Source organism: Luteimicrobium sp. NPDC057192 (assembly GCF_042670205.1).
Taxonomy (GTDB): domain Bacteria; phylum Actinomycetota; class Actinomycetes; order Actinomycetales; family Cellulomonadaceae; genus Luteimicrobium.
Map to the genome: position 1 here is coordinate 74,167 of NZ_JBHUWD010000004.1, position 23,907 is coordinate 98,073.

Genomic DNA, 23,907 nt, shown 5'->3' on the forward strand with positions numbered 1-23,907 from the left:
CTACTCGCTGCGAAGCCCGGCGAGGGCCGCGCCCACGGCCGCGATCGGCACGTCGGACGGCGCCAGCGTGACACGGTCCGCGATGTGCAGGCTCTCCAGGAACGGCGACGTGGCCGCCTGCTCGGTGAGCGCCTCGCGCAGCGCGTCGAGCAGCGGCGCGCCCACGCCCGTGACGCCGCCGCCGACGACGATGCGCCGCACGTCGTACGACAGCACGATGATGCGCAGGCACTCGGCGAGCGCGACCGCGAAGTCGTGCCGGATCTCGAGCGCGCGCGGGTCCCCGGCCGCGGCGGCCTGGAAGACCAGCAGGGGTGCGGGGACGTCGGACGTGGTCGGCCAGCGCCGAGCGAGCGCGCTGCCGCTCGCGTACAGCTCGATGCACCCGCGCTGCCCGCACGCGCAGACCGGCCCGTCGGGGCGGATCGGGATGTGCCCGACCTCGCCGGCCGCGCCGCTCGCGCCGCGCCGCAGCTCGCCCCCCAGGACGACGCCCGCCGCCATCCCCGTCCCGAGGGCCAGGTAGGCGAGGTCGTCCGCGTCCGGGCCGAGCGCGAAGGACGCGCCCAGCGCCGCGACGTTGAGGTCGTTGTCGACGTGGACCGGCACACCGCCGAGCTCGGCCGCGATCCGGTCCGCGAGCGGGAACTGGTCCGCGTGGATCCCGAGGTTCACGGCGTGGTGCACCGATCCGGTCTCGGGGTCCACGAGGCCCGGCACCCCGACGCCGACCGCACCGATCTCCCGGAGATCCAGGTCCGCGGCGGCGGCGAGGCGGCGGACGACGTCGGACGCGGACCGCACCACGCCGTCCCCGCCGCGGATCGTCGGGAGGCGGACCGAGTCCACGACCGTGCCGTCCGCGGCGAGGAGGACGCCGAGCACCTTGGTGCCGCCGATGTCCAGCCCGACCGCGAACGTGCCAGGTCGCTGCTCCGCCTCGCCGTCCCCGATCGTCTCCGCGTAGGTCTCGTCGAACGAGGCAGAGATGCTCACGTCAGCCCTTCACCGCACCCGCGGACATCCCGACGACGAGCTTGCGCTGGATGATCATGAAGAAGACCACCACCGGGATCGAGAAGATCGTGGACGCCGCCATCTGGCTCGCGTAGTCGGTCACGCCGTTCGGGTTCGTGAACGAGACCAGCCACACGGGGAGGGTGTACATCGACTGGTCCTTCATGAAGACGTAGGCCGTGAGGTACTCGTTCCAGGCCGTGACGAACGCGAACACGCTGGTCGCGATGACACCGGGGGCCACGAGCGGGAAGAGCACGCGCCACAGGATGGTCCACGTGTTCGCACCGTCGACGGCGGCCGCCTCCTCGAGCTCCTTCGGGATCGCGACGAAGAAGCCTCGCATCACCCAGATCGAGAAGGGCAGCACCGCGCCGACGTAGGCGAGGATCAGGCCGATGTACGTCCCGAGAAGGTCGATCTGGTTGAAGACGAGGAACTGCGGGATGAGCAGCGCCGTGCCGGGGAGCATCTGCACGACCAGGATCGCGATGAGGATCGTGCGGCGTCCGCGGAACCGGAACCGCGAGAGGGCGGCCGAGGCGAAGAAGGCGATGGCGATCGAGACGATCAGCGTCGCGCCGACCACGATGACGGAGTTCTTGAAGTTCGTGAGGAAGCCGGACTTGGAGAGCGCGGCGACGAAGTTGTCGAGCGTCGGGTGCTGCGGCAGGAACTCGGGGGTCGCGCTCAGGACGTCGCCCGACGGCTTGAACGCCGTGATGACCATCCAGTAGACGGGGAAGACCCAGACGATGCTGGCGATGATCGCGATGATCGTGCTGCCGGTACGGCGACGACGAGGGCGCCGGCGCCGGGGCGGCGCGCTCGCGGCCGGCTCGTCGACGACGCCGACGGGCGCGGAAGTGCTGGCGGTGGTCACAGGTCCTCCCCGGAGCGGAGCAGCCGGCGGATGTAGATGCCGCTGAAGATCATGAGCAGGACCGTCGTCACGACGGCGATCGCCGAACCGGAGCCGATCTTGAAGCTCACGAACGCGGTCTTGTACGTCCAGATGCCGAGGGTCGACGTCGTGTTGTCCGGGCCGCCCTGCGTCACCAGCCAGATCTGGTTGAAGATGTTGAAGTCCCAGATCATCGAGAGGATCGTCACGAGCAGCAGCGTCGGCGCGAGGAACGGCAGCGTGATCTGGCGATAGATGCGCCACTCCCCCGCCCCGTCGAGCCGGGCGGCCTCGTAGTACGAGGGGTCGATCTGGCTCTGCGCCGCGTAGAGCGTGAGCGCGATGAACGGCACCGCCTGCCACACGACCAGCAGCCAGATGCAGAGGAAGCCGAGCCAGGTGTTGTTCGCCCAGTTCGTCTGCGTCATGTCACCGAAGATGTGCAGCTTGGTGAGGAGCCAGTTCACGACGCCGTAACCGGGCTGGAAGAGCCAGTTCCAGACCTGCGACGAGGCCACGTTCGGCATCGCCCAGGCGAAGATCAGCGAGATGGTCAGCACGTACCGCATGAACGTGCCGAGCCGGAGCAGCAGGGTCGAGAAGAGCATCCCGATCCCGATGCTTCCGAGCACCAGCGCGGCGGTGAAGAACACCGTGCGGGCGAGCGCCTTCCAGAAGTCCGGGTCGGCGAAGATGTCGGTGTAGTTCGAGACGCCGACCGACTCGTAGGCACCGGTGAAGAGCGTGCGCTGGTTCATGTCGGTGAACGACATCAGGACGAGCAGGACGATCGGCGTGACGACCAGGGCGATCATGATCAGACCGGCCGGGGTCACGAGGAGCCAGGGGGCGAGGTTCGAGCCACGCTGGCCCGGGCGGCGAGAGCCGCGCGGCTGCCGTGACGTCTGGTGCGTCACGGCAGCCGCGCCCTCGCCTGCGACGGAGGTCGCAGTCGGGGTGTTCATCGAGGTTCTCCTACTGGGCTCTCGCGCGGGGAGAACCCGATGGGTGAGGCTGGATCAGCCGTTCAGCGTGCTGTTGATGGTGTCGTCGGCCGCCTTCGCCGCGTCCTCCACCGACTTGCTGCCGGACGCGACCGAGGAGAACAGACCCTCCATGACCTTGTTGCCCTCGATGGTGGCCCAGTTCGGCGAGCTCGGCACCGACTTCGTGGCGCCGGCACCGTCGTAGAAGCCCTTGGTCGAGTTCGGGTCGGCCGAGGCCGCCGCGGTCGCGGCGAGCTCCGTCGTGTTCGGGATCCAGACCTTCGAGATCATGGTCTGGACGTCCTGGCCGGCGGCGATCTTGGTCCACGCGAGCGCGAGGTCCTGGTTCGCGGACTTGGCCGCGATGCCCCAGACCTCACCGCCACCGAAGTTCGGGGCGGGCTTGCCGTTGGAGCCCGGGAGCGCGAAGGTCCCGAGGTCCTCGGCCTTGATCTTGCCCTTCGACGACGTCACGACCGCGCCGGCGTCCCAGATCGCGCCCATCATGGTCGCGGTCTTGCCGTCGGCCATCACCTGGTCCTCGTTCGGCTTGTCCGTGTTGAGCGTCGCCGAGGCCTTGGTGGAGTAGGCGTTCTGGAAGGCCTTGAACTCGTTCAGGCCCTTGAGCGACTCGGCCGAGGAGAACGTCCCCGTCCACTTGCCGTCGGCCTGGGTGGCGATGTCGCCGCCCGCGTCCCACACCCAGCTGAGGCCCGCGTACCAGAACTGGCCGGGCAGGTAGAACGCCGAGAAGTCGGACGCCGTGTTCTTGGCCTTGATCTTGTCGAGGTCGGCCTTGAGGTCCGCGTAGGTGGTCGGCTCCTCGGTGACGCCCGCGTCCGCCCAGATCTTCTTGTTGTAGATCACGGCGCGGTTGCCCACGAACGACGGGACGGCGTAGAGCTTGCTGTCGTAGGTCGCGGGGGCCGAGAGCGACTCGAGCCAGGTGCCACCCTGCGCGAGGTCGTCCTTGTACGCGGTGAGGTCGGCGAGGCCGCCCGTCGCGGCGTAGCCGGCGACCTGCGTGTTGCCGATGTCGATGACGTCCGGGGGCGTCGAGCTGCTCAGAGCCGTCGTCAGCTTGGTGCCGATGCCGTCCCAGGCCTGGGACTGCACCTTGACCTGGGCGCCCGTCTCGGCCGTGAACTTGTCGTTGATGGCCTTCATGACGTCGTCCGAGTAGTCGCCCTGCATGGCCCAGACCGTGAGGGTCTTGCCCTTGCCGTCGACCGTGCCGATCGTCTTCTGCGCGCTCGCGCCGTCGGTCTTGTTGTCACCGCTTCCGCTGTCGCCGTCGCTGGAGCAGGCGGCCAGGCTCAGTGCGGCGACGGCAGCGAATGCGCCGATCGCCAGGGTGCGTGTCTTCTTCAACGCGTCTCCTTGAGTTGTGCGCGGGTGCGCATTCTGGGCTTCCGTCCGGTGCCCACTGCGATGGGCTCTCCGCACGGCGGGGTGCAGGTCCGAGCCGCGAGCGGCACGGACGGTGCGTGGTGAACCGACGGGGTCATGCGACCCCCATCTGGTTCGCGAGCACGAGGACGGCCGCGCCTGCGAGCACGTCGTCCTCGCCGAGCGACGCCATCTCGAGCCGGAGCTCGCTGGTGATGGCGGGCATCGTGCGCTCCCGGATGGTCGCGAGAGCGGCCTCGCGCAGCGGCCCGTCGAGCAGGTCCGCGGGACCGCTCAGCAGGACGTCCACGAGGTCGAGCGTGCTGATGACCGGCACCAGTGCCGTTCCGAGCAGCACGCCGACCGAGGCGAGGGCCGCCTCGGCAGACTGGGGGTCGAGCCCGTCGAGCGCGCGGCGCAGGGCCGGCGCGGCGAGGACGGTCTCGAGGCAGCCGGTGCGCCCGCAGGCGCACCGCTCGCCACCGTCGGTGACGACGGTGATGTGGCCGATCTCGCCGGCCGCGCTCCGGCGACCGCGCAGGGGTGCGCCGTCGATCATGACGCCCGCGCCGACGCCCTCGCCGACCGTGATGACGAGGAGACCGTCCCCGTCGGCGCCGCCGAACGTGTACTCGCCGAGCGCGGCGATGTTGGCGTCGTTCGCGACGTGCACGGGCAGCCCGAGCCGCTCGGACAGGTCAGCCGCCAGCGGGACGCCGTACCAGCGGCGGTTCGGGGCCTCGATCACGACGCCGTCCGCGTCGATGACGCCGGGCGAGCCGATGCCGACGCCGATGACGGGCTGGGTCGCGCTCGCGATGAGCAGCCGCGCGAAGCGGGCGAGGAGGTCGACCATGTCCGCGCCGGTGCGCCCCTCGATGGGCAGCTCCTGGCGGTGGACGAAGTCGCCCGTGAGGGTCGAGACGGCGCCGTGCATGACCGCGCCGTCCGTGAGGTCGACCGAGACGATCTGGAAGGCGTCGGTGCGCATCCCCACGAGGATCGCGGGCTTGCCGACGCGCTGGCCGGGGCGGACGCCGAGCTCCTCGACCAGACCTTCGGAGATGAGGGCGGCGACGAGGTCGGAGATGGTCACGCGGGTGAGTCCGGTGGCTCGCGCGAGGTCGGCGCGCGACGTCGGTCCCTCGTGGAACAGGTGGCGCAGGACGAGCGAGCGGTTGTGTGCCCGAGCGTGCTCAGGGAGCACCTTGGTGCTCGGACGGAGCGAGCTCCCGAGCCCTCTCCGTGGCGCTCCCGCGCCGGTGACCGTCGTCGTCATAGCGGTTAGTAGACCCTCCTTACGAAGCGGCGTCAACTTTTGCCCGGTGACTGTGTCCATTCCGTAACCTTGCGGCTCACCGGGTCGCGGCACCCAGCACGTCCGCCTGACGAGCCGCCGTCCGGACGGCCGGGCGAGGCCCAGGTCACGACTTGCTCACGGCTGTGCGTGAGCACGCTCACAGGGCTGCCCGCGGCGCGCCCGTCTGCCTAGGCTGACGTCACGCGACACGCCGGCACGCCGCCGGGCGGCCACGACCCGGAAGGGAGCACCGTGCCCCACGCCCCTGCCCAGCCCCGACCCGTCCCCGAGCTCGCCGCGTACCGTCGCCGGATCGGGCGGCTCACCGAGGTCGGCCCGGGCCCGCACGACGGACGACAGGTCGGGCACGTCGTGACCCGGGTGGTCGCCCACTGGGACACCGTCGGACCCCACGGCTCCCCCGTGCACGTGAACCCCGTCGAGCGCCTCGAGTGGCGCGTCCACTTCGACGACGCACGCCCCGAGGTCTACTACGACGACGCCACGGTCTGCGGCACGTCCGCGCTCGAGGGGCTGCGCAACGGTCGCCTGCGGCTGGGCGGACGCGAGCTGCACGTCGCCTGGCTCGACGGCGACGAAGCCGCGGCAGCATGGAGCACTCTCGGCTGGTAGCACATGGGCAGTCGTCCCCATGGCTTCGAGCGCCCACCCTCGCTACGTTGAGCGCCGCCCCTCACGAACACCCGTGACGGGCCCACCCCTCACGCAGGAGGCACCACGACGATGAGGTCCATCCACCGCGCGGCAGCGACCGCCCTGATCGGCGCGCTGACCGCCGCCGGCTCGCTGCTCGCCGTCCCCACCGCCCAGGCCGCGTCCGGGCACTGCACGTCGACGACCATCTCGGCCAGCGCCCGGGTCACCTACTGCTCGTACGCCACGGGCTCGGCGAAGCACTTCAAGGTCGCGGACTCGGACGGCGTCTACAACAGGACGAGCTCGACGGCCACGCTCAAGTGCACCATCACGAAGCGCGCCACCGTGTCGGCATCCCTGTCGACGACCGTGTCGGCGAGCGTGAAGGCGGGCATCGTGGCCGAGGCCAAGGCCGAGGTCGGCACCACGCTCTCGGGCTCGGTGTCCACGGAGAAGTCGATCGAGGTCGGCGTCAAGGTCCGTCCGCACAAGACCGTCCTGTGCCAGCGCGGCATCTACTACTACACGGTCAAGGGCAAGACCGTGAAGACCGTCCAGTCGCTCGTCACCGGCAAGAAGTCGTCGTCCACGACGCTGTGGACGTACAAGGCGCCGTCGTCCAAGGCCTGGCGCCTCATCGAGCAGTGAGCGCACGCCGCGCAGCGGCCCCGTGACGCACGAAGAGCCCGTCCGAGCGAACTCGGACGGGCTCTTCTACACGGGTGGAGGTGCGGGGAATCGAACCCCGGTCCGGTGACGCAGATCCAGGACTTCTCCGGGCGCAGTCTGCTGTCGTTTTTCTCGGCCCCAGCACTCACGCAGACAAGGTGCTGACGGGCTCAGTCAACTAAAAGTCCCTGTTACGCCGTTGACGTGCGCAGCAAGCAGTGGCTCTCTAGATGACGCCAGGAACCGGGGCGAGAGCATCCCCGGGCTGACGGACTTCGAAGCCTCGCTCAGGCGGCGAGTGCGAAGTCGGTGCGCTTGGAATCGGCACCTATGGGTTTGCAGGCATCGTTAACGAGATAAGCCTGCGTTCTCGGCCCGCTTCTCCTCGAAGCACGACCACCGTCGAAACCGATCACCCCCGTGTGCAGTTGTCAACGCCCGGCTCCCGGAGGAGCCCGACGACGACGCACGCCGGAGCGTGCGTGACAAGCCTACGGGATGAACGGCGCGCCCGGCACGGGTATTCCGTACCGGGCGCGGACGACGACGCCGCGGGGCGTCCTGGGGCGGCTCAGAGCTTGCCGCGGCTCACCGAGTCGACGAAGAGCCCGGCGGCGATGCCCACGAGCCAGGTGTCCTTCGCCAGGCCGATCCCCTGCGGCGACGGACGGACGCTCCCGTCCCGCGTCGCACCCGGCGTCTTGACGTACAGGCCCACCAGGCCGCCCGAGAAGACGCCCAGAGCGAGCGAGACCAGCGCCGTCGGGATGAACGGCACGATCAGCGCCACCCCGAGGGCGATCTCCGTGTTCGACAGCGTCCGGACGAACCTCGCCGGCTCCCAGTCCGCGAGGAACGGGTACGCGGCGGCGGCCTGGCCGTGGAGCATCGCGGCGTGCTCGTCGTCGACGCTCCGCTTGTCGAGCCCGGAGCTGAGGATGAACGCGCCGGCAGCGAGCCGTGGGAAGAGCTGGTGCAGCTTGATCATGCTGCCAACGTACGGCGCTGCGTCCGATTCGTCACCCGGTGCGGCCGGTCGGCGTGCCGCCCCTGCCGAAGCGCTCGAGGCCTCAGGCGAGCTCGCGGTGGCGCATGGCCCGCTGCGCCTCCATGGAGTCCTGCCGCTCCCGGAGGGCCTGCCGCTTGTCGTACTCCTTCTTGCCTCGCGCGAGCGCGATCTCGACCTTGGCGCGGCCGTCGAGGAAGTAGAGCTGGAGCGGGATGATCGTCTGCCCCTTCTCGCGCGTCTTGGCTTCGAGGCGGTCGATCTCCGAGCGATGGAGCAGCAGCTTCCGCTTGCGCCGGGGCGCGTGGTTGGTCCAGGTGCCCTGGGAGTACTCGGGCACGTACACGTTCTCCAACCAGGCCTCGCCGCGGTCGACGAGGACGAACCCGTCGACGAGCGACGCGCGGCCCTGCCGCAGCGCCTTGACCTCGGTGCCGCTCAGCACGATGCCGGCCTCGAAGACGTCGTCGATGACGTAGTCGTGACGGGCCTTGCGATTGCTCGCGACGACCTGGCGGCCCGTGTCCTTCGGCACCGTGCTCAGCTCCTGACGTGAGGCGGCGCCTGGTGCGCCGACCGACCCACCAGCCTACGGGACTCTCCTGGCGCGAGGCCCGCGTTTTGTCCGTCGGCGAACGCGTCAGGGCAGGAACGGCATCGGGTTCGTGAAGCTGCCGTCGAGCATCACCTCGAAGTGGAGGTGGCAGCCGGTGCTCAGCCCGTACGTCCCCGCGTGGCCCACGGTCTGGCCCTGGGTGACGTGCTGGCCGTCCCGGACCACGTAGTTGACCATGTGGTTGTACGTGGTGAAGAGCTCCTTCGACCCGTAGGAGCCGTTGTCGACGACGACCCGGTTCCCGTAGCCGCCGAGCCAGCCCGCGTACACGACCGTCCCCGAGGCGGCCGCCTTGATGGGCACCCCGCACGGCGCGTGGAGGTCCACGCCCGAGTGCAGGCGCCACACGTGGAGGATCGGGTGCAGGCGCATCCCGTACGACGACGTCACGTACGTGTTGGAGACGGGCCAGGCGAGGCGCCCGGCCGACACGTTCGCGCTGCCGCCCGAGGACCCACCGCCGCCCGACGAGCCTCCGGACGAACCACCGCCGCCCGACGAGCCCGAGTTCTTCTTGCGCTCCGCCGCCCGCTTCTTGGCGAGCTCCTCCTGCCGCTTCTTCTCCGCCGCCGCCCGGGCGGCGTTGCGTGCCTTGATCTGCTGCGCGAACACGGCCACCTGGTGCTGCGCGGCCGCGGTGTCCGACTCGTTCTGGTCGAGCGACGCCTGCGCGGCCTTCTTCTCCTTCTCGACGACCGCGGCCTTCGCCTTCTTCTGCGTCTGCAGCTGGTCGAGCGCGGCCTTGCGCTCGGCCGCAGCCTGCTGCGCCGCCTGCGCCTCCTTGACCTTCTGGTCGGCCTCGGCCTTGAGGTCCGCGACCTGCCGACGCACCGCCTCGAGCCGCACCGAGCGGTTCTTGGCGACCGCCTCGGTGTCCTGCAGCGACCGGAGCTCGCGCGACTGGGTCCGCGAGACCGTCTTGGCGAGCGCGTAGTCGTCGACGAACTGCTGCGTGCTCTGGGCGCCCGTGACGACCCCCAGGCTCGTCAAGGCGCCGTCGCCGCGCATCGACCGTCGTGCCATGGCCGCCACGTCGTCGTGGGCCGCGGCGACCTGCGTCGCGCCCTTCGCGACCTGCGCCTCGAGCGCCTTCTCCTGGGCCTGGGCGTCCGCGAGGCGCTGGGCGAGGAGCTGCTGGGCGCGCTGCGTCGACTCGACCTTCCCGTTCGCGACGTCGAGGTCGGCCTGCGCGACCGGGATCTTCGCCTCGATCCCCTTGAGCTCGAGGTAGACCTTCGACAGCGTCGCCGACGTGTCCTCGAGCTCGGACCGGAGGTTCTCGTTCTTCGCCTCGAGCGCCTTCTGCTTCGCGACCGCGGCGGCGCGCCGGTCGTCGAGGTCGTCGGCGTGGGCCGCCATGGCCGACCCCGCGAGGAGCGTCGCACCCACCGCGGCGGCGAGCGAGCGCATCAACCAGAGCCGCGTCGTCGGGCGCGCGCTCGAGGAACCGGGGGAACGGGTCAGGTCTCGCATCTCACACCCTCGTGTAGCGGCGCAGGGTCAGCACGCTGGCCAGGGCCGCGAGCACCACGGCGATCGCGAGCAGGACCGGCGCGATGGTCAGGACGTCGCGTTCGGTGACGTAGGGAGCCCAGGTGACCGAGCGCGCGAGCCAGTCGTCGACCAGGTACTTCACCGCCAGCCACAGGCCGCCGATGGCCAGGCACGCGCCCAGCAGCGCGGAGATCGCGCCCTCGAGCATGAACGGCAGGTGCACGAACCAGTTGCTCGCGCCCACGAGCCGCATGATCCCCGTCTCACGACGGCGGCTCATCGCCGACAGGCGGATGGTCGTCGTGGTCAGCAGGACGGCCGCGAGCAGCATCACCGCGGCGAGCCCGGCGGACAGGTAGGACGCCCGGTTCAGGGCGAGGAACAGCGAGTCGAAGATGCGGCGCTCGTCCTGCACGTACTCGACGCCCGGGCGCCCCGTGACGACGTCGGCGACGACCTGGTACTGCGAGGGGTCCTTGAGCTTGATCCGGAACGACGCCTGCATGTCGTCCTGCGTGAGCTGCGTGCCGTTGTAGCCGTCGGGGTACCGCGACTGGAACTCCTTGAACGCCTCCGCCTTCGACTCGAACTGCACCTTCTCGACGAGCGGCGCCACGGTCGGCGACTTCATGAGCGCGGACAGCGCGTCGACCTGCTGCTGGGTGGCCTCGCCGCTCGAGCAGCCCGCCTCGGTCGAGCCCTGCGGGCACAGGAAGACCGACACCTCGACCTTGCCGTACCAGTCGTCCTGCAGCTTGCCGATCTGCATCTGCAGCAGCGCGGCCGCACCCACGAACGTGAGCGACACGAACGTCACGAGCACCACCGCGACCACCATGGTCACGTTGCGGCGCAGTCCTTGGCCGATCTCCGACAGGACGTACTGGAACCTCACGCGATGCGCTCCGATCCGTACGCGCCACGCGACTCGTCGCGCACCACCTCGCCGGTCTTGAGCTCGATGACCCGCTTGCGCAGCTCGTCGACCATCTCGTCGTCGTGCGTGGCCATGACCACCGTCGTGCCGTTGCGGTGGATGCGGTCGAGCAGCCGGGTGATGCCGAGGGACGTCGTCGGGTCGAGGTTCCCTGTCGGCTCGTCGGCGAGGAGGATCGGCGGGCGGTTCACCATCGCGCGGGCGATCGCGACGCGCTGCTGCTCGCCGCCCGACAGCTCCTCGGGCAGGCGCTTCTCCTTGCCGTCGAGGCCGACGAGCTCGAGCACCTCCGGGACGCGGAGCCGGATCGTGTGCCGCGGCTCCCCGATCACCTGCAGCGCGAACGCCACGTTGTCGAACACCGTCTTGTTGGGCAGGAGGCGGAAGTCCTGGAACACCACGCCGATGCCGCGGCGCAGCTGCGGCACCTTCCAGCTCGACAGGCGCGACAGGTCGCGGCCCGCGACGAACACGCGGCCCCCCGTCGGGCGCTCCTCGCGCAGGATCAGGTGCAGGAACGTGGACTTGCCGGAGCCGGACGCCCCCACGATGAAGACGAACTCGCCTCGCTCGATGTCGACGCTGACGCGGTCGAGCGCCGGCCGGGCGCCGCGTGCGTAGACCTTCGTGACGTCGTCGAACCGGATCACGCTGCCGATCACCCCTCCCGTACGCGCGGCCGGGCGGACCCGGCCGACGGCCGGCACCCCACCTGCGCCGGCCCTCGTCGACGGCGCCCGAGGGCGCGCATCGCCGCGCGCGACCACGCACGGCGGGATCGACAGTAAGCACGGCCCGAGGCCCGCCAGACGGCGACACGCCGGGGCGGCGCTTGCCTGGACGGGGGCTGGACGCGGGCTCTCAGGCCTCGCCGGGGCCCGCCCGGAGGGTGTCGCGGAGGCCCGGGAAGCGGACCGGGGCGGCGGGAGAGGCGGGAGTCAGGACTCCTGGCCGCCGCCGCGGCGCCAGCGGATCCCGGCCTCGATGAAGTCGTCGATGTCGCCGTCGAACACGGCCGACGGGTTGCCGACCTCGTGCTCCGTGCGCAGGTCCTTGACCATCTGGTAAGGCTGCAGGACGTACGAGCGCATCTGGTCGCCCCAGCTCGCCTTGATGTCGCCGGCGAGCTCCTTCTTCTTCGCGGCCTCCTCCTGCTGGCGGACCAGCAGCAGGCGCGACTGGAGCACGCGGAGCGCGGCGGCGCGGTTCTGGATCTGCGACTTCTCGTTCTGCATCGAGACGACGATGCCCGTCGGGACGTGGGTCATGCGGACCGCGGAGTCCGTCGTGTTGACCGACTGCCCGCCGGGGCCCGACGAGCGGAACACGTCGACCTTGATCTCCGACTCGGGGATCTCGATGCTGTCCGTCTGCTCGATGAGCGGGATGACCTCGACCGCCGCGAACGACGTCTGCCGGCGGCCCTGGTTGTCGAACGGCGAGATCCGCACCAGGCGGTGCGTGCCCGCCTCGACCGACAGGTTCCCGTACGCGTAGGGCGCCTTGACCTCGAAGGTCGCCGACTTGAGGCCGGCCTCCTCCGCGTAGGAGGTGTCGAGGACCTGGGTCGAGTAGCCGTGGCGCTCCGCCCAGCGCAGGTACATCCGCAGCAGCATCTCGGCGAAGTCCGCGGCGTCGACGCCACCGGCGCCCGCACGGATCGTCACGACGGCCTCGCGGGCGTCGTACTCGCCGTTGAGCAGGGTGCGCACCTCGAGCTGGTCGAGGTCCTTGCGGATCCCCGCGAGCTCGCCCTCCGCCTCGGCCAGGGTCTCGGGGTCTCCCCCGTCCTCGGTCCCCATCTCGACGAGCGTCTCGAGGTCGTCGATGCGGCTCGCCATGTTCGTGACGCGGTCGAGCTCGGCCTGCGTCTGCGACAGGGCCGTCGTGACCTTCTGCGCCGAGTCGGGGTCGTCCCACAGGTCCGGGGCCGCGGCCTGCTCGGACAGCTCGGCGACCTTCTTCTCGAGGGCCGCCGGGTCGCTCACCGACTCGATCGACTCGAGGGTGGTGCGCAGGGCCTTGATCTCAGTCGGGAAGTCGATGGTCGCCACGAGGTTCAAGCCTACGCGACGCGGACGGGCCGCCTCCCCGAGGGAAGCGGCCCGTCCGGGTCACGCGCGTCTCAGCCGTGGGCTGCCGGCGACGTGGTCAAGAGTCGCCCGGTGGTTCTCAGTTGCTGGGCGCGATCGACACGATGCGCCACTGCGAGCCGCCCTTGCCGTCGGGCGTCACGTTGACGAGCCAGTTGTCGTAGGTGACCGACGACGGGTCCTTGCCGGCGTCCTCGATCTGCTTCTTCGCCGCGGCGGTCATGCCGGTCTCGCTCTGCACGAGCGCCACCACGTCGTCCTGGCCCTTGGCGACCGTCAGGCTGACCTGGCCGTGGTACGGGGTCGCCTTGGCGTCGGGGAACTTCTCGTTGATGGTGTCGGCGAGCTTCTGCGCCGCGATGTCCGCGGGACGCTGGGTCGCGGCCTCCGTGGACGTGGCGGCGGAGGTCGTCGTGGTGGTGGACGACGCGTCGTCGTCCGAGCTGCAGGCCGCGGCCCCGAACCCGATCAGGGCGGCGACGGGCAGGGCGATCAGGGCGGTCTTCTTCATGGGAACGGGCTCCTTCGTCAGTTGCGTATGTGATCTCGTCAACGTCACCGCGTGCATCCGACGCCGTCACGGACCGCAGGGCACGACGCAGCCGCGCGCGGCGTCAGCTCGGAGAACTGCTCTGGAGGACGAGGTGCGGGCTGCGCGACGATGCGACCGTCAGGCGCGGTGCGGCGGCACTGGCCCCGGTGAACTGCCGGGCCAACGTCGTCGGAACGCCGACGACGGGCCGCACCCACGAACGGGATGCCAAAAAACAAGTTAACACTGCTGCCGTTCATCCCTCGCACACATATGGAGAGGGCGTCCGGACCGGAGCGTGACACCTCGGGCGTCAGTCGGCGCGGGCGCGGGCGTCGGCGGTCACCACGACGCCGCCCGAGAACCCCGCGGTCGCCCACGTCAGGAGCGTCGGCCGCACCCGGGCCCGGAGGACGACCTCCGCGGTGCGCCCGTCGGGCGTCGAGGCGCTCACGACGTGCACCTCCTGGTACCCGGCGACAAGCTCCGGCGAGTCCGTGAGGACCGCCGTCACCGCGTCGCTGACCTGGGCGTCCGAGAGCACGATCGTCGGCGCGACGCCCCCGCGCCGGCTCTGGAAGTACAGGTCCTGGTCGAGGCGGTCGGCGGCGTCGAGGGCGATCTGGTCGGCGGCGTCGTACAGGCGCTTGCGCTCCAGGTGCACCGACGACGCCGAGGCGACCGCGAGGACGAGCCCCAGTGCGAGCACCACCACACCGATGGTGAGCAGCATGATCTGACCGGACTCCCGGTCCTCCGCGCGCCCCATCACCACCCCGACAGGTCGACGTACCGCGGGAACGTGCCGTGCGCGGTGGCCTCCACGGGGACCGCGAGCGGGACGTGGGTGCGCACGAACGCCGGGACCATCGGCAGCGTGACCTCGACGCGGACCCGCGCGACGACGGCCGTCCCGGACGTCCCGCACGCGCCGCCGAGGCACGCCAGCGACACCGCGCCCGCCGGGTCGCCGAGCGGGACGTGCTGGTCGGCGAACGCGAGCCGCGTCGCGTCGACGGCGAGGGCCGTCCCGGACCCCTGGTCCGGCGCCATCACGAAGACCCGGGCCGCGCCGCTCGCGGCCGACTCCGCCGCGAACGTGGCGGCCTGGACCCGGCCGACCGTGAGCACGAGGTAGACCAGCGGCACCAGCAGCACGAGGCTCGCGCCGAGGAACTCGACGAGCGCGCTGCCGTCCTCCCGTGCGCCCCTCATCGCGGCTCCCGCACGGCGTGCCCGACGACGTCGATCACGCCGCCCGGACCGAGCAGGCCCACGACCGGCAGTGGTGCCTCGACCGACACCTCGACGACGTCGACGCCGTCCCGCGTGGTGTACCGGGCGGTCACGTCCCGCGCGTACCGCGCCGACAGGTCCGCGCTGATGAGGTCGCGGGTCCGCCGGACCGCGTCGTCAGGACCTCGGTCGGCGCGCGCGCCGTAACGTGCGCCCTCCGCGGCGCTGTCGACGAGCATCGACCGGACGTGCTGGGCCAGGGCGACCTGGATCACGCCCAGGAACAGGACCACGAGCAGGACCGAGACGAGGACGAAGTCGACGACCGCGGACCCGCGCTCGCTGCTGCCGCGCCCCACGGTCCCGTCTGCCACGTGGCCGGCACTGCGAGGAAGCGGCGCGCGTGCCGACGACGCCCGTGGGCTCACGGGCCCTTGACGCTGTTGATCGCGTTGGTGAACGTCGAGGTCAGGGCCGGGCCCGCGATCGCCCAGAGCGCGATGACGAGGCCCGCCGTCATGAGCGTCACGAGCACCCAGCCGGGCACGTCGCCGCGCTCCGCGTCGTCGTCGCGGCGAGCCGCACCGGCGCGCACGCGCGCCACGGCGGAGCCCGCCCACGTGTGCACGCGACGGCTCGCGAGCTCGATCAGGGGCTTCTTCACTGCTACCTCCGGTGTTTCAGGCTGGTGCTCGACGCGCGGCGCGGTCGCCGAGGGGAAGCGGGCGGGCTCACAGGCCGATCCGGAGCGTGACCAGACTCGGGAACACGGCGAACACGACCGTGACGGGCAGCACGAGGAACACGACGGGAATCATCATCGCGACCTCCTTCTTGCCGCCGGTCTCCATGAGCGCGCGGCGTCCGGCCTCGCGGACGTCCTGCGCCTGCGCGCGGAGCACCTCGGCGAGGGGGGTGCCGCGCTCGACGGCGACGGACACGCCGTCCGCGAACCGTGTGACGGCGGGCAACGCGACACGGTCCGCGAGCTGCTCGAGCGCCCGGACCAGCGAGGTGCCCGACCGCACGGCCGCGAGCGCGAGGCCGAGCTCCTCCGCGAGCGCGCCGTGCGCCGTCCGACGCACCCGGTCGAGAGCGCCGACGGGCGACTCGCCGGCGGTCACGGCGAGCGCGAGCAGCTCCGCGACGGTCGGGAACTCGGCGAGGATCCGCTCCTCCCGGGCCGCGACCTCGCGGCCCAGCAGGTAGTCGCAGACGAGGGCACCCGCGAGGCCGCACACCACCACGAGAGCGAAGAGCGGCACGACCGACGCTCCCCGTGCGACGAGCAGCAGCACGGCCAGCGCGAGGCCGACGGCGAGCCCGACCACCGCGAACACGACCTGTCGGGCGCGGTACTGCTCGACGCTCTCGGAGCGGCCCGCCCGCGCGAGCCGCCGGGCGAGCTCGGAACGGGACGGGCCGAACCGCTCGAACGCCCGGCCGATGTCGTCGAGCCACGGTGCGACGAGACGCTCGAGAGCGCCGAACGGTGTGCGCACGGGCGCCTGCGCGAGCAGGGCCGACTCGGCCGAGTGGGCGCGGAGCCACGGCGCGACGCGGTCCGCCAAGGTCGTCCGGCGTGCTCGCAGGCGCGCCACGACCAGGAGGACGCCGAGCGCGAAGGCGGCGCCCGCGACGGCACCCCACGCGCCGAGATGGGACGTCGTCATCGCAGCACCCGCGTCTCCTCGGGCAGGCGCCCGATCCGGATCATGAGGCGGTACGCGAGAGCGCAGCACGCGGCCCCGAGGCCGAGCACCGCGACCCCGGCGACCGAGTCGTAGGCGCGCGCCGTCTCCGGCCGGGTCGCGAGCAGCGCCAGCACGACCCAGGGGCCGGCGACGGCGAGCCGGGCGGCGTTGATCGTCCACGACTGCCGTGCCTCGAGCTCCCCGCGGGTCCGGGCGTCCTCGCGCAGGAAGGCCGAGAGGGTCCGCAGCAGACGTCCCAGGTCGGTGCCGCCCACGTCGCGCGTCATGCGGAGCGCCTCGACGATCCTGTCGCCGACCGGGTCGGCGAGCCGCGCCTTGAGGGCGTCCAAGCATGCCGAGAACCGTCCGGACGCCCGGAAGTCGCTCGCGAAGGCGCGGAACTGGGGACGGAGCTCGACGGGCCCCCGCTCGCCGAGCTGCGCGACGGCCTCGGGCAGCGACAGACCGGCGCGCACGCCCGACGCCAGGTGGTCCACGACCTCGGGCCAGACCTCCCGCAGCGCGACACGACGCCGGCGGGCGCGCGACCGGACGAGCATCGACGGGATCCCTGCCGCCAGCAGCGCGAACGCGAGGCTGATGGTCCCGGACCGCGTGAACACGAACCCGAACAGCGCCACCACTACCCCGACGACGGCGCTCGCACCTGCGAGCCCGCCGGGCGTCACGCCCGTCGCGCCGGCCTGGACGAGCAGGTCCTGCGTGCGGGCCGACCAGCCGTCGTCGCGGCGTGCGCGGGGCGTGGGCGCCCACCACGCCGTCCACACCGAGCACAGGCCCGCCCCGAGCAGGAGCCCGACGACGACGCCCATCAGCGCTCCCCGCGGAACGCGTCGGCGAAGGACGGGGCCGGCGCGGCCGGGTACGTCACGGCCTGCCCCGGCTGGTCCCCGCGGCGGGCGTCGTGCGGTCGTCCGCCCGCGAGCAGCGCGAGGACGTCGATCCCGGCCCGTTCGTACCGGTCCAGCGCCGGCGGGACGCCGTCCCCGCGCACCAGCTCACCGCCGGAGCGTCCGCCTCCGACGCGCTGGAAGATCGTGGACGTCTCGACGACGCCCTGCTCGACGCGCCCGGGCACACCCACGATCTCGCGCACCTGCCGGCGTCCGTCGGCTGCGACGCCCAGGTGCACGACGACGTCGACCGACGACGCGACAGTGGGGAGCACGAAGCGGTCGGAGACGTTCTCCCCGGCGAGCAGCGGGAGGGCGGTCATCTTGCCGATGGCCTCGCGCGCCGAGCTCGCGTGAAGGGTGCACATCCCGGGGATGCCCGAGTTGAGCGCGATGAGGAGGTCGAACGCCTCGGCCTCGCGGACCTCACCGATGACGATCCGGTCGGGGCGCATGCGCAGCGCCTCCTTGACCAGCCGCCGGAGCGTGATCTCACCGGTGCCCTCGAGGCTCGGCTGGCGGCACTGCATGGCCACGAGGTCCCGTGCGGCGATGCGCAGTACATACAACCGTAGAACACACATGTGGACTACGGTGGAGCACGACCGGAAACAAGAAGCGCCCCGCCCGGTGCGGCAACACCAGACGGGGCCGGCAACCGCCTACAGAGGAGGCAGCGCCATGTTCAAGGGAACCACCGACCAGACGGCTGATACACCCGAGGTCAGCCACTACGACCGGCTCAGCGATGAGCTGAAGGCACTCATCGACGCGCGGCCCGTCTTCGACCGCGAGGAGGCGGCGAACGCGCTCGACCCCCGAGAGGTGGTCGACGGCGAACCGTTGACCATCGCCGAGGCTCGAGACGTTGTCGAGTACTTTGTGCCCACCACCCCCGCCCCGCCCAGCTTCGAGACCCCTGCCTGGGCGGTGAACGTGGGCGAGTGGGAGTGGTCCGGCGGCGAGTGGTCACGCTGGTCCTACGGGAAGCCCGTGTCGTTCACCGGTGAGCGCGGAGAAGTCGTCGAGCTTCGTGCCGAGATCTGGCAGAACGTGAGTAGCGACGGCCACGACCAGAAGGTCAGCCTTGACCTCCCATTCGAATCGCTCGACTCTCCCGAGGAGTGCCGCGCGATGGCCAAGGCGCTCCTCGACGTCGCCGACACGTTCGAGTCCGCCTAGCAGAAGCCGCTGGCCTCCGGCGCCGTCAGCGCGGCGCCGGAGGCCAGCGTTCTCGGGCAGAATCCCGGAGATGACGGACGACCAGGCACAGTCGCCTCTTATGACGCGCGAAGAGGCCGCCGCCTACCTGAGACAGAAGGTCTCGTGGGTGCGCGACCACCGGCACGAGATCCCGCACATCAAGGTCGGGCGGCGGGTCTTCTACACGCGAGAACTTCTAGACGGGTACTTGGCTTCGAAGACCGCGACGCCGCTCCCCCGGCCTCGACCTGGCGCCGCTCGGAGTGTTCGATCGCGGTCGAAGCGGCGGACCGCATGAACGGACAATCGGGCGAGGATGAGCCGGGCCCGCGGGTGTTCTCCCTCGCCCAGGTCGCTGAGCGGCTGGCAGGCGTGAGCGTCCGAACGGTCCAGCGACTCATCCACGACGGCGACCTCAACGTCGTCTACCTGCGCGGGAAGCCGGTAGTGACGCCCGAGGAATTGGCGCCCTTCATCACTTCGCTGCGTACCGCACCGTGACGCTCGCCGTCGGCTGCTGACGCGCATGACGCCAGGAGGCTAGGCTCGCACGGTGCCCGAGTCAGCACCGGAGCCTCGCCTCCTAACCGTGGGAGAACTCGCCCAGTTGCTCGGCGTCTCGACGACCTGGGTAGGCCAGCGAGCGCACGACGGCGAGCTTCCTGCCTACAAGGTCGGCAAGAACTGGCGGTTCGACGCGGAGCAGGTGGGTAACTGGCTGAGCCTCAAGGGCAACCGCGCCACGTACTCGGCACCACCCCGCTTCACTCTGCCCGACAGCCGGACCGCCTCCGGTCCCGCGCCTCAGTACCCGGTCAGGCTCGACGACGCCCTGAGCGCGGACGAGGCGGCAGAACGATTAAAGGTTCCCGTCGATGCGATCAAGCGTTGGGCGCGGATGGGGATGCTCCCAGGCGTCAAGACGGGGCCCTCTTGGCGGATCGATCGCCACGCGTTCGAGCGATGGCTCGAGATCCTGGCCGAGCATCCGCTCGACCACCTCGAGCCTGGGCGACTGCGGACGAGCGCGACGATCGAGCGGATCGAGGCGTTCCTGCTGGTGACTGGCCACGGGCATATGACGCCAAGCCCGGGGTCGTGGAAGCGCCATGGGGGCAAGATCCCGACGTGGGCCGAGGTCGTTGCACCGCTTCCGGCAAACGCCGCTCACCAGACGTCACCAGCGGCTCGCTCTCTACCTGGCGCGACGCGAAGGGAGCGCTCGCGCTCGGCTCGGCGGCCGCGGTGAGCCGACCCTAGAACGACAAACGCCCCCCAGCGGCCCGCGTGGGCTTGCTGGGGGGCATTCGCCATGGGAGCCCGATGAGATAGTGGGAAATGTGACAGACGCCTATGGCATCCAGCACGAAGCGGCTCCCGTAGTCGCTCGCTTCTACGCCGCGCTCGAGGCTGGTGACCGCGAGGCTCTGCTCGCGCTTGTCACGCCGTCGTCACGGACGAGGTGGGGCGATTTCAGCGAGGTCATCGCTGAATACCAGTCGATCCCCAACCCTGGCACGATCACACCCTTCGAGCCTTCGATCGACGACGACCGTGTCCTGTTCGTGACCGTCGTCGACAACGTGACCGAGACCATGCGCTCGGATGCTGACTACGTCGTCCGCGGATACATAGTCACCTTGGTGCGTGCGCCGTCGACCGGATGGCTCGTACACGGCTGGGGGCGCTACGTTCGGCCGGATCAGATCTCGAATGCGTGAGCGGTTCTCCCGACTCGGGCATCGATCCAGGCCGAGCGTCAGCCGCAGATGCTCTCGGCAAGCTCTTGGACGGGCGTGAGGTCGAGTTTCGCTCCCGGGTTGTCCGGGTCGTCCTTCCAGATATCGAAGATGTCGTCGTACTCCCCCGTCTGCTTCGCGAGGCCATTGACCGCATAGGACTGGCCACCTGCGGCGATCACGAGCTGGTTGTTGCCGGGACACAGGACTGAGACCTTGTCGACCGTGAGCGGCCAGGTCTCGCCATGGTCCGCCGCATAGGAGACACCGTCGATTGGCTGGTCGGCGAGGCCATCGTTCGAGGTGCCCGAGTCGGATGAGCATCCTGTGACCGCAAGAAGGATCGCAGCGGCTGCCGCCAGAGCAAGTGGACGAGTCAGCTTCATGTAGCGAAGGATGCGCTGCTGCCGACGCCCGCCAGGAGGGGATAGCACGGACTTCACCCGCGTTGACCGGGTGATTTGCGGGACGACGCGTTGGTCACCGTCTCGAGCAGAAGCACGATCGGTCCCATGAGTCTTCTTGATTGGCAGTGCGAAGGAACCGGCTGGGTGGCCCACGAAAATGGGGGCGACTTCCGCGTAACGCTCCTCCCGAACGGGAAGTGGAACCTTGACTACCCGGTCCCCCGCCCTTCAAACCTCGCCGAGTTCGACACGGCCGACGAGGCGAAGGAGTTCGCGGAAGACTGGCATCGCAACTGGTCCTAGGTCACGGCCTCCGCGGGATCGTTCGGTGCACGTCCTCTGAGCGCAGCCAGGAGATCTGCTCCGATCGCGGATCCTGTCCGTCTGCGAGCCACAGGACCATCACGCGCCCCTCGGCCCATCGGACCGCCCGCGCCGGCACCAGCTCCTCGTGCGAGTCGTAGAGCAGCCGCACTATCACTGGGATGCTGCCCTGTGGCCGGGTTGGGATCCGCTGCGGCTTGTCCTCGTTGAGCGGTCGCCGCGATTCGAACATGTGTTCGAGTCTAGTGGGCTAGCTTGCCGGAGTACCCCATCCGGCATCGACCTGCCGCCCGCGGCGGTGTGGGTGGCGTTCGCTAGCTTTAGGCGTGTGGCGCAGGGCACAGATCCTCACGAGTGGGACTCCTCGCGCTGGCTTGCCCATTTGCGCTGGCTACTCGAGGTTCTCGAAGCCCGCGCCGCCACGGCGAGCCAAGGCCTGTGGGCACTGCTCGGGATCGACGGGGTGCTGATCGCGCTCGCGTGCCCGATCGTCCTGGATCCAACGACCGCGAAGCGAGTCGGCTGGCTGATGTTCGCCGGCATCGTCCCGATTGCTGCGGGGGCCGTCAACGTGCTCGTCACCCTCCGGCCACGCCGGGCTCACACCATGAACATCGACCACTACCGCACCCTCTGGAACGGTCCGCCGCGTGCTGACCTCGACGCCAGCCTGGTCGACGAACTTCTCCAAGACAATCCGGAAGCCTCACCTGTGCAGACCATCGAGCGCGACACGGAGCGGAAGCTCGTGGGGCTTCGCGTGACGATGTGGCTCACTCTGGCCGGCTTGCTCGTGATGGCGCTTGGTGTCCTGTTTCACCTCATCTAAGGGAGATGCGCATGTCGAACGAGCCCTCGGCCACCGGTCCCAACAAGCCCGCCACCCCCGCCTCGAGCCCGGGCGGCGCGCCAAGGCCCCCTGCACAGCCGCGGCCTCCCATGCCCCCCGCCATTAGCCTCCGCGGCTCTGGCGGCGGTGAGGGCAACGGTGGCCGCCGCGCGCCGGGCGTTGAGCGCGGAGGGTGATGGCCCGAGCCTAGGGCTGCCGAGCCCGCTCAAGCCGGCACGCCCGGCACCGTCGCCGACCATCGGCGAACACGTAGGTGTTGGCCTCGTCGTATGGGTGGCCATTGGGACAATGTGTCTTGACCCGCTGATGCTCGCCCCCGGTACGCGCCTCAGTCGACCCGTGCCGCAAGACACGCAGGTAGTGCGGGTGGCACATGCCCTTCGCGTCTGCACGTGCGCCACACCCGTCCACGCTGCAAATCCGCGGAGGCGTCGACGTGCGGGCGTCCCACGCTCGGACGTGTTCGCGGATCCTGTCCGCCTGTTCATCAGTGAACAGCCACGCAGAACCGTTCCGCTCCCAGCCCCATGAGGACGCGAGGCGAGCGATCCGATGTGCAGCGACTCCAAGCTCTGCAGTGAGTTCCTTCGCCGTCCAAGCACGGCCATCAGGAATTGCGGTCGCACCAGCCAAGGGATTAGGTGCTCGCTACCGTGAAGGGCTCTTCTGCCACAACGTTGCTGCCGGGAGCCCTGAGCTCAACATGCCATCGATAAGAGCCACCCGACTTCAATGGGAGGCCTTGGCCGATGTTGACAGCAATAGGGACGCGCAATTCAGCTCCAGTTGGGATCCCTGCAGGTCTGCCTGTTTCAAACTCGCCATGAAACGACACGGGGTCATTCGGCGCATTTGGAGAGAGGACCGGTGACCCATCAGAGTCCACAAGCGAGGCATCGAGGGTGACGCGCACATTGGCCTCTTCCCAGTCCAAATCGACCAGGACAACTACAGCCATCGGCGGCGTCGGAGATGACGTGATCTTCCAACCCAAACCGAGCGCGTGCACTTTTCCAGCGAGGTCCGACTGGGCGGAATCTGCAAGAAGGACTGTCGCCTTCATTCTGTCGCCGAAATCGCCGCGCCGCTCACCCTCGGGTTGGCGCCAACATTCCGAGTCCGCCGATCTGCGCGGCTCACCTTGACGAAACCAACACCTAGGAGTGAGTCGAGAATCGGAGCAGTTCCCGACTGTCGCGTTGACCATTCGACGACCTCGGGCCAGGTCGAGTGTGCGATCCGTACTGGCGATCCGTACGTTTCCACAATGGGCGCAACATTCGGCTCCCACTCGACCTTGAGAGTCATCCGACCCTTCTCACGGTCAAACCTTTCGACTACGGCGTCGAACTCCATGTCCTCGCCAGGATCTCGCGCAATGACCCGCTCGCCTGCTGAAAAAACGCCGTTGGCGCGGCGCAGCGAAGCGGAGACACGATCTCCCCCCATAAGGTTGTTGAAGTCCACGAAAACCGTCTTCAACTTCTCCTCCTCATTCCGCCCGTCGGGTTCGGCTCCGGCGGATCGAAGCTCTCAATGAACCGTCGCATCTGAGCTTCCGTGACTGGAGTCTCAAAGTACACGTGGTAGTGACAGTCCGCCTCGCCGACACCGACCTCGTGCACAAGCGAGAATCCGGCAGCGCGGAGTCGCGCGCCAGTAGAGCGCTGGACCTTCCCATGCGGTATTCCCGCCTCCCGGCACACGCGGCCCACCACTTCATCTTCACTCTCGGCACCAATCGGTAAGAGCGCGAAGACGGACAGACATGGCTGGTCGCCGCCAGAGGTTTCGTCGATGAGCGTCTGTGTCATGTAAGCCGCATCTCGGTTAAGGCCACCCCGTACGACGACGAACTGCGCGTCGTCGTCCGTCATGACTGGATGCTACCGCCGGTCGCCCGCCGGGGTGGTGCAGGCGCAAGCGACTCGTTTCCGGCG

The 23,907-nt window shown here is 70.0% G+C and carries 30 protein-coding genes, 1 other RNA gene and 1 pseudogene; 8 read left to right on the forward strand and 24 right to left on the reverse strand.

The window, feature by feature from the left end:
• The 5 genes from ACFT5B_RS03655 to ACFT5B_RS03675 form a co-directional block, all read right to left on the reverse strand.
• Complete coding sequence (locus ACFT5B_RS03655) at window positions 1–996, reverse strand: ROK family protein (protein ID WP_386796614.1); 996 nt, start codon at window positions 994–996, stop codon at window positions 1–3.
• A 1-nt stretch (window position 997) separates the two neighbouring features.
• On the reverse strand, window positions 998–1,900 hold the full coding sequence (locus tag ACFT5B_RS03660) for a carbohydrate ABC transporter permease (protein WP_386796615.1): 903 nt from the start codon (window positions 1,898–1,900) through the stop codon (window positions 998–1,000).
• Complete coding sequence (locus ACFT5B_RS03665) at window positions 1,897–2,886, reverse strand: carbohydrate ABC transporter permease (protein ID WP_386796616.1); 990 nt, start codon at window positions 2,884–2,886, stop codon at window positions 1,897–1,899. The genes ACFT5B_RS03660 and ACFT5B_RS03665 overlap by 4 nt, the downstream gene beginning before the upstream one ends.
• 54 nt (window positions 2,887–2,940) lie before the next feature.
• A complete protein-coding gene (locus tag ACFT5B_RS03670; protein WP_386796617.1) occupies window positions 2,941–4,278 on the reverse strand; it encodes an extracellular solute-binding protein in 1,338 nt (445 codons plus the stop codon).
• Window positions 4,279–4,411: 133 nt separating this feature from the next.
• On the reverse strand, window positions 4,412–5,575 hold the full coding sequence (locus ACFT5B_RS03675; RefSeq protein WP_386796618.1) for an ROK family protein: 1,164 nt from the start codon (window positions 5,573–5,575) through the stop codon (window positions 4,412–4,414).
• Between the two features lie 273 nt (window positions 5,576–5,848).
• Between ACFT5B_RS03675 and ACFT5B_RS03680 the strand changes: the two genes are divergently transcribed.
• Window positions 5,849–6,229 (forward strand): hypothetical protein, encoded by a 381-nt coding sequence (locus ACFT5B_RS03680; protein WP_386796619.1) that lies wholly within the window; start codon window positions 5,849–5,851, stop codon window positions 6,227–6,229.
• Window positions 6,230–6,340: 111 nt separating this feature from the next.
• Window positions 6,341–6,901: a hypothetical protein gene (locus tag ACFT5B_RS03685; RefSeq protein ID WP_386796620.1), complete on the forward strand. Its 561-nt coding sequence runs from the start codon at window positions 6,341–6,343 to the stop codon at window positions 6,899–6,901.
• A 72-nt stretch (window positions 6,902–6,973) separates the two neighbouring features.
• Here ACFT5B_RS03685 and ssrA read toward each other — a convergent pair.
• The 15 genes and pseudogenes from ssrA to ACFT5B_RS03760 form a co-directional block, all read right to left on the reverse strand.
• Window positions 6,974–7,342, reverse strand: a transfer-messenger RNA (tmRNA) gene (gene ssrA, locus ACFT5B_RS03690).
• Window positions 7,343–7,493: 151 nt separating this feature from the next.
• Entirely contained in the window at window positions 7,494–7,910 is a 417-nt protein-coding gene (locus tag ACFT5B_RS03695) for a hypothetical protein (protein WP_386796621.1), read from the reverse strand.
• An 82-nt stretch (window positions 7,911–7,992) separates the two neighbouring features.
• Window positions 7,993–8,463: an SsrA-binding protein SmpB gene (smpB, locus tag ACFT5B_RS03700; protein WP_386796622.1), complete on the reverse strand. Its 471-nt coding sequence runs from the start codon at window positions 8,461–8,463 to the stop codon at window positions 7,993–7,995.
• Between the two features lie 105 nt (window positions 8,464–8,568).
• Window positions 8,569–10,017 (reverse strand): peptidoglycan DD-metalloendopeptidase family protein, encoded by a 1,449-nt coding sequence (locus tag ACFT5B_RS03705; protein WP_386796623.1) that lies wholly within the window; start codon window positions 10,015–10,017, stop codon window positions 8,569–8,571.
• Window position 10,018: 1 nt separating this feature from the next.
• Window positions 10,019–10,933 (reverse strand): permease-like cell division protein FtsX, encoded by a 915-nt coding sequence (gene ftsX / locus ACFT5B_RS03710; protein WP_386796624.1) that lies wholly within the window; start codon window positions 10,931–10,933, stop codon window positions 10,019–10,021.
• Window positions 10,930–11,625: a cell division ATP-binding protein FtsE gene (gene ftsE, locus ACFT5B_RS03715; protein WP_386796695.1), complete on the reverse strand. Its 696-nt coding sequence runs from the start codon at window positions 11,623–11,625 to the stop codon at window positions 10,930–10,932. The genes ftsX and ftsE overlap by 4 nt, the downstream gene beginning before the upstream one ends.
• A gap of 288 nt (window positions 11,626–11,913) precedes the next feature.
• A complete protein-coding gene (gene prfB, locus ACFT5B_RS03720) occupies window positions 11,914–13,029 on the reverse strand; it encodes a peptide chain release factor 2 (protein ID WP_386796625.1) in 1,116 nt (371 codons plus the stop codon).
• 118 nt (window positions 13,030–13,147) lie between these two features.
• Window positions 13,148–13,579, reverse strand: coding sequence for a hypothetical protein (locus ACFT5B_RS03725; RefSeq protein WP_386796626.1), 432 nt, complete (start codon window positions 13,577–13,579; stop codon window positions 13,148–13,150).
• 334 nt (window positions 13,580–13,913) lie between these two features.
• The gene (locus tag ACFT5B_RS03730; protein WP_386796627.1) at window positions 13,914–14,333 is read right to left on the reverse strand and encodes a hypothetical protein; all 420 of its coding nucleotides are present in this window, start codon (window positions 14,331–14,333) and stop codon (window positions 13,914–13,916) included.
• 35 nt (window positions 14,334–14,368) lie between these two features.
• A complete protein-coding gene (locus ACFT5B_RS03735; RefSeq protein WP_386796628.1) occupies window positions 14,369–14,815 on the reverse strand; it encodes a pilus assembly protein in 447 nt (148 codons plus the stop codon).
• Complete coding sequence (locus ACFT5B_RS03740) at window positions 14,812–15,210, reverse strand: TadE/TadG family type IV pilus assembly protein (RefSeq protein ID WP_386796629.1); 399 nt, start codon at window positions 15,208–15,210, stop codon at window positions 14,812–14,814. Before ACFT5B_RS03740 ends, ACFT5B_RS03735 begins: the two co-directional genes overlap by 4 nt.
• Window positions 15,211–15,260: 50 nt before the next feature.
• Entirely contained in the window at window positions 15,261–15,440 is a 180-nt protein-coding gene (locus ACFT5B_RS03745) for a hypothetical protein (protein ID WP_386796696.1), read from the reverse strand.
• Window positions 15,441–15,567: 127 nt separating this feature from the next.
• Window positions 15,568–16,509 carry a type II secretion system F family protein gene (locus ACFT5B_RS03750; RefSeq protein ID WP_386796630.1) on the reverse strand — a complete coding sequence of 314 codons (942 nt, stop codon included), beginning with the start codon at window positions 16,507–16,509 and terminating at the stop codon, window positions 15,568–15,570.
• Window positions 16,506–17,363: a type II secretion system F family protein gene (locus ACFT5B_RS03755; RefSeq protein WP_386796631.1), complete on the reverse strand. Its 858-nt coding sequence runs from the start codon at window positions 17,361–17,363 to the stop codon at window positions 16,506–16,508. The genes ACFT5B_RS03750 and ACFT5B_RS03755 overlap by 4 nt, the downstream gene beginning before the upstream one ends.
• A 107-nt stretch (window positions 17,364–17,470) precedes the next feature.
• A pseudogene (locus tag ACFT5B_RS03760) lies at window positions 17,471–18,013 on the reverse strand (ATPase, T2SS/T4P/T4SS family); the annotation flags it as partial.
• Between the two features lie 112 nt (window positions 18,014–18,125).
• Here ACFT5B_RS03760 and ACFT5B_RS03765 point away from each other — a divergent pair.
• The 5 genes from ACFT5B_RS03765 (at window position 18,126) to ACFT5B_RS03785 (ending at window position 20,368) form a co-directional block, all read left to right on the forward strand.
• Window positions 18,126–18,626, forward strand: coding sequence for a hypothetical protein (locus ACFT5B_RS03765; protein ID WP_386796632.1), 501 nt, complete (start codon window positions 18,126–18,128; stop codon window positions 18,624–18,626).
• A gap of 100 nt (window positions 18,627–18,726) precedes the next feature.
• On the forward strand, window positions 18,727–18,945 hold the full coding sequence (locus ACFT5B_RS03770) for a helix-turn-helix domain-containing protein (protein ID WP_386796697.1): 219 nt from the start codon (window positions 18,727–18,729) through the stop codon (window positions 18,943–18,945).
• Window positions 18,942–19,148 (forward strand): helix-turn-helix domain-containing protein, encoded by a 207-nt coding sequence (locus ACFT5B_RS03775; RefSeq protein WP_386796633.1) that lies wholly within the window; start codon window positions 18,942–18,944, stop codon window positions 19,146–19,148. The genes ACFT5B_RS03770 and ACFT5B_RS03775 overlap by 4 nt, the downstream gene beginning before the upstream one ends.
• 88 nt (window positions 19,149–19,236) lie before the next feature.
• Entirely contained in the window at window positions 19,237–19,896 is a 660-nt protein-coding gene (locus tag ACFT5B_RS03780; protein WP_386796634.1) for a helix-turn-helix domain-containing protein, read from the forward strand.
• A gap of 91 nt (window positions 19,897–19,987) precedes the next feature.
• Complete coding sequence (locus tag ACFT5B_RS03785) at window positions 19,988–20,368, forward strand: hypothetical protein (protein ID WP_386796635.1); 381 nt, start codon at window positions 19,988–19,990, stop codon at window positions 20,366–20,368.
• Window positions 20,369–20,406: 38 nt separating this feature from the next.
• Here the strand turns inward: ACFT5B_RS03785 and ACFT5B_RS03790 are convergent, their stop codons facing one another.
• Entirely contained in the window at window positions 20,407–20,772 is a 366-nt protein-coding gene (locus tag ACFT5B_RS03790; protein WP_386796636.1) for a DUF2511 domain-containing protein, read from the reverse strand.
• Window positions 20,773–21,445: 673 nt separating this feature from the next.
• Between ACFT5B_RS03790 and ACFT5B_RS03795 the strand changes: the two genes are divergently transcribed.
• Complete coding sequence (locus ACFT5B_RS03795) at window positions 21,446–21,946, forward strand: hypothetical protein (RefSeq protein ID WP_386796637.1); 501 nt, start codon at window positions 21,446–21,448, stop codon at window positions 21,944–21,946.
• A 658-nt stretch (window positions 21,947–22,604) separates the two neighbouring features.
• On the opposite strand, the gene ACFT5B_RS03800 is transcribed toward ACFT5B_RS03795, so the two are convergent.
• From ACFT5B_RS03800 to ACFT5B_RS03810, 3 genes are read right to left on the reverse strand one after another with little or no spacing between them, the layout of a single operon-like run.
• On the reverse strand, window positions 22,605–23,030 hold the full coding sequence (locus tag ACFT5B_RS03800; RefSeq protein WP_386796638.1) for a DUF6941 family protein: 426 nt from the start codon (window positions 23,028–23,030) through the stop codon (window positions 22,605–22,607).
• Complete coding sequence (locus ACFT5B_RS03805) at window positions 23,027–23,434, reverse strand: hypothetical protein (RefSeq protein ID WP_386796639.1); 408 nt, start codon at window positions 23,432–23,434, stop codon at window positions 23,027–23,029. Before ACFT5B_RS03805 ends, ACFT5B_RS03800 begins: the two co-directional genes overlap by 4 nt.
• A gap of 11 nt (window positions 23,435–23,445) precedes the next feature.
• On the reverse strand, window positions 23,446–23,844 hold the full coding sequence (locus ACFT5B_RS03810; RefSeq protein ID WP_386796640.1) for a hypothetical protein: 399 nt from the start codon (window positions 23,842–23,844) through the stop codon (window positions 23,446–23,448).
• Window positions 23,845–23,907 lie beyond the last annotated feature (63 nt).

What these genes read in the sequence shown, in the direction of transcription:
- ACFT5B_RS03665 (WP_386796616.1), bottom strand. Translation starts at nt 2,886, where the DNA reads ATGAACACCCCGACTGCGACCTCCGTCGCAGGCGAGGGCGCGGCTGCC.
- ACFT5B_RS03675 (WP_386796618.1), bottom strand. Translation starts at nt 5,575, where the DNA reads ATGACGACGACGGTCACCGGCGCGGGAGCGCCACGGAGAGGGCTCGGG.
- ACFT5B_RS03685 (WP_386796620.1), top strand. Translation starts at nt 6,341, where the DNA reads ATGAGGTCCATCCACCGCGCGGCAGCGACCGCCCTGATCGGCGCGCTG.
- ACFT5B_RS03695 (WP_386796621.1), bottom strand. Translation starts at nt 7,910, where the DNA reads ATGATCAAGCTGCACCAGCTCTTCCCACGGCTCGCTGCCGGCGCGTTC.
- ACFT5B_RS03705 (WP_386796623.1), bottom strand. Translation starts at nt 10,017, where the DNA reads ATGCGAGACCTGACCCGTTCCCCCGGTTCCTCGAGCGCGCGCCCGACG.
- ACFT5B_RS03725 (WP_386796626.1), bottom strand. Translation starts at nt 13,579, where the DNA reads ATGAAGAAGACCGCCCTGATCGCCCTGCCCGTCGCCGCCCTGATCGGG.
- ACFT5B_RS03730 (WP_386796627.1), bottom strand. Translation starts at nt 14,333, where the DNA reads ATGCTGCTCACCATCGGTGTGGTGGTGCTCGCACTGGGGCTCGTCCTC.
- ACFT5B_RS03735 (WP_386796628.1), bottom strand. Translation starts at nt 14,815, where the DNA reads ATGAGGGGCGCACGGGAGGACGGCAGCGCGCTCGTCGAGTTCCTCGGC.
- ACFT5B_RS03750 (WP_386796630.1), bottom strand. Translation starts at nt 16,509, where the DNA reads ATGACGACGTCCCATCTCGGCGCGTGGGGTGCCGTCGCGGGCGCCGCC.
- ACFT5B_RS03755 (WP_386796631.1), bottom strand. Translation starts at nt 17,363, where the DNA reads ATGGGCGTCGTCGTCGGGCTCCTGCTCGGGGCGGGCCTGTGCTCGGTG.
- ACFT5B_RS03765 (WP_386796632.1), top strand. Translation starts at nt 18,126, where the DNA reads ATGTTCAAGGGAACCACCGACCAGACGGCTGATACACCCGAGGTCAGC.
- ACFT5B_RS03770 (WP_386796697.1), top strand. Translation starts at nt 18,727, where the DNA reads ATGACGCGCGAAGAGGCCGCCGCCTACCTGAGACAGAAGGTCTCGTGG.
- ACFT5B_RS03775 (WP_386796633.1), top strand. Translation starts at nt 18,942, where the DNA reads ATGAACGGACAATCGGGCGAGGATGAGCCGGGCCCGCGGGTGTTCTCC.
- ACFT5B_RS03790 (WP_386796636.1), bottom strand. Translation starts at nt 20,772, where the DNA reads ATGAAGCTGACTCGTCCACTTGCTCTGGCGGCAGCCGCTGCGATCCTT.
- ACFT5B_RS03800 (WP_386796638.1), bottom strand. Translation starts at nt 23,030, where the DNA reads ATGAAGGCGACAGTCCTTCTTGCAGATTCCGCCCAGTCGGACCTCGCT.
- ACFT5B_RS03810 (WP_386796640.1), bottom strand. Translation starts at nt 23,844, where the DNA reads ATGACGGACGACGACGCGCAGTTCGTCGTCGTACGGGGTGGCCTTAAC.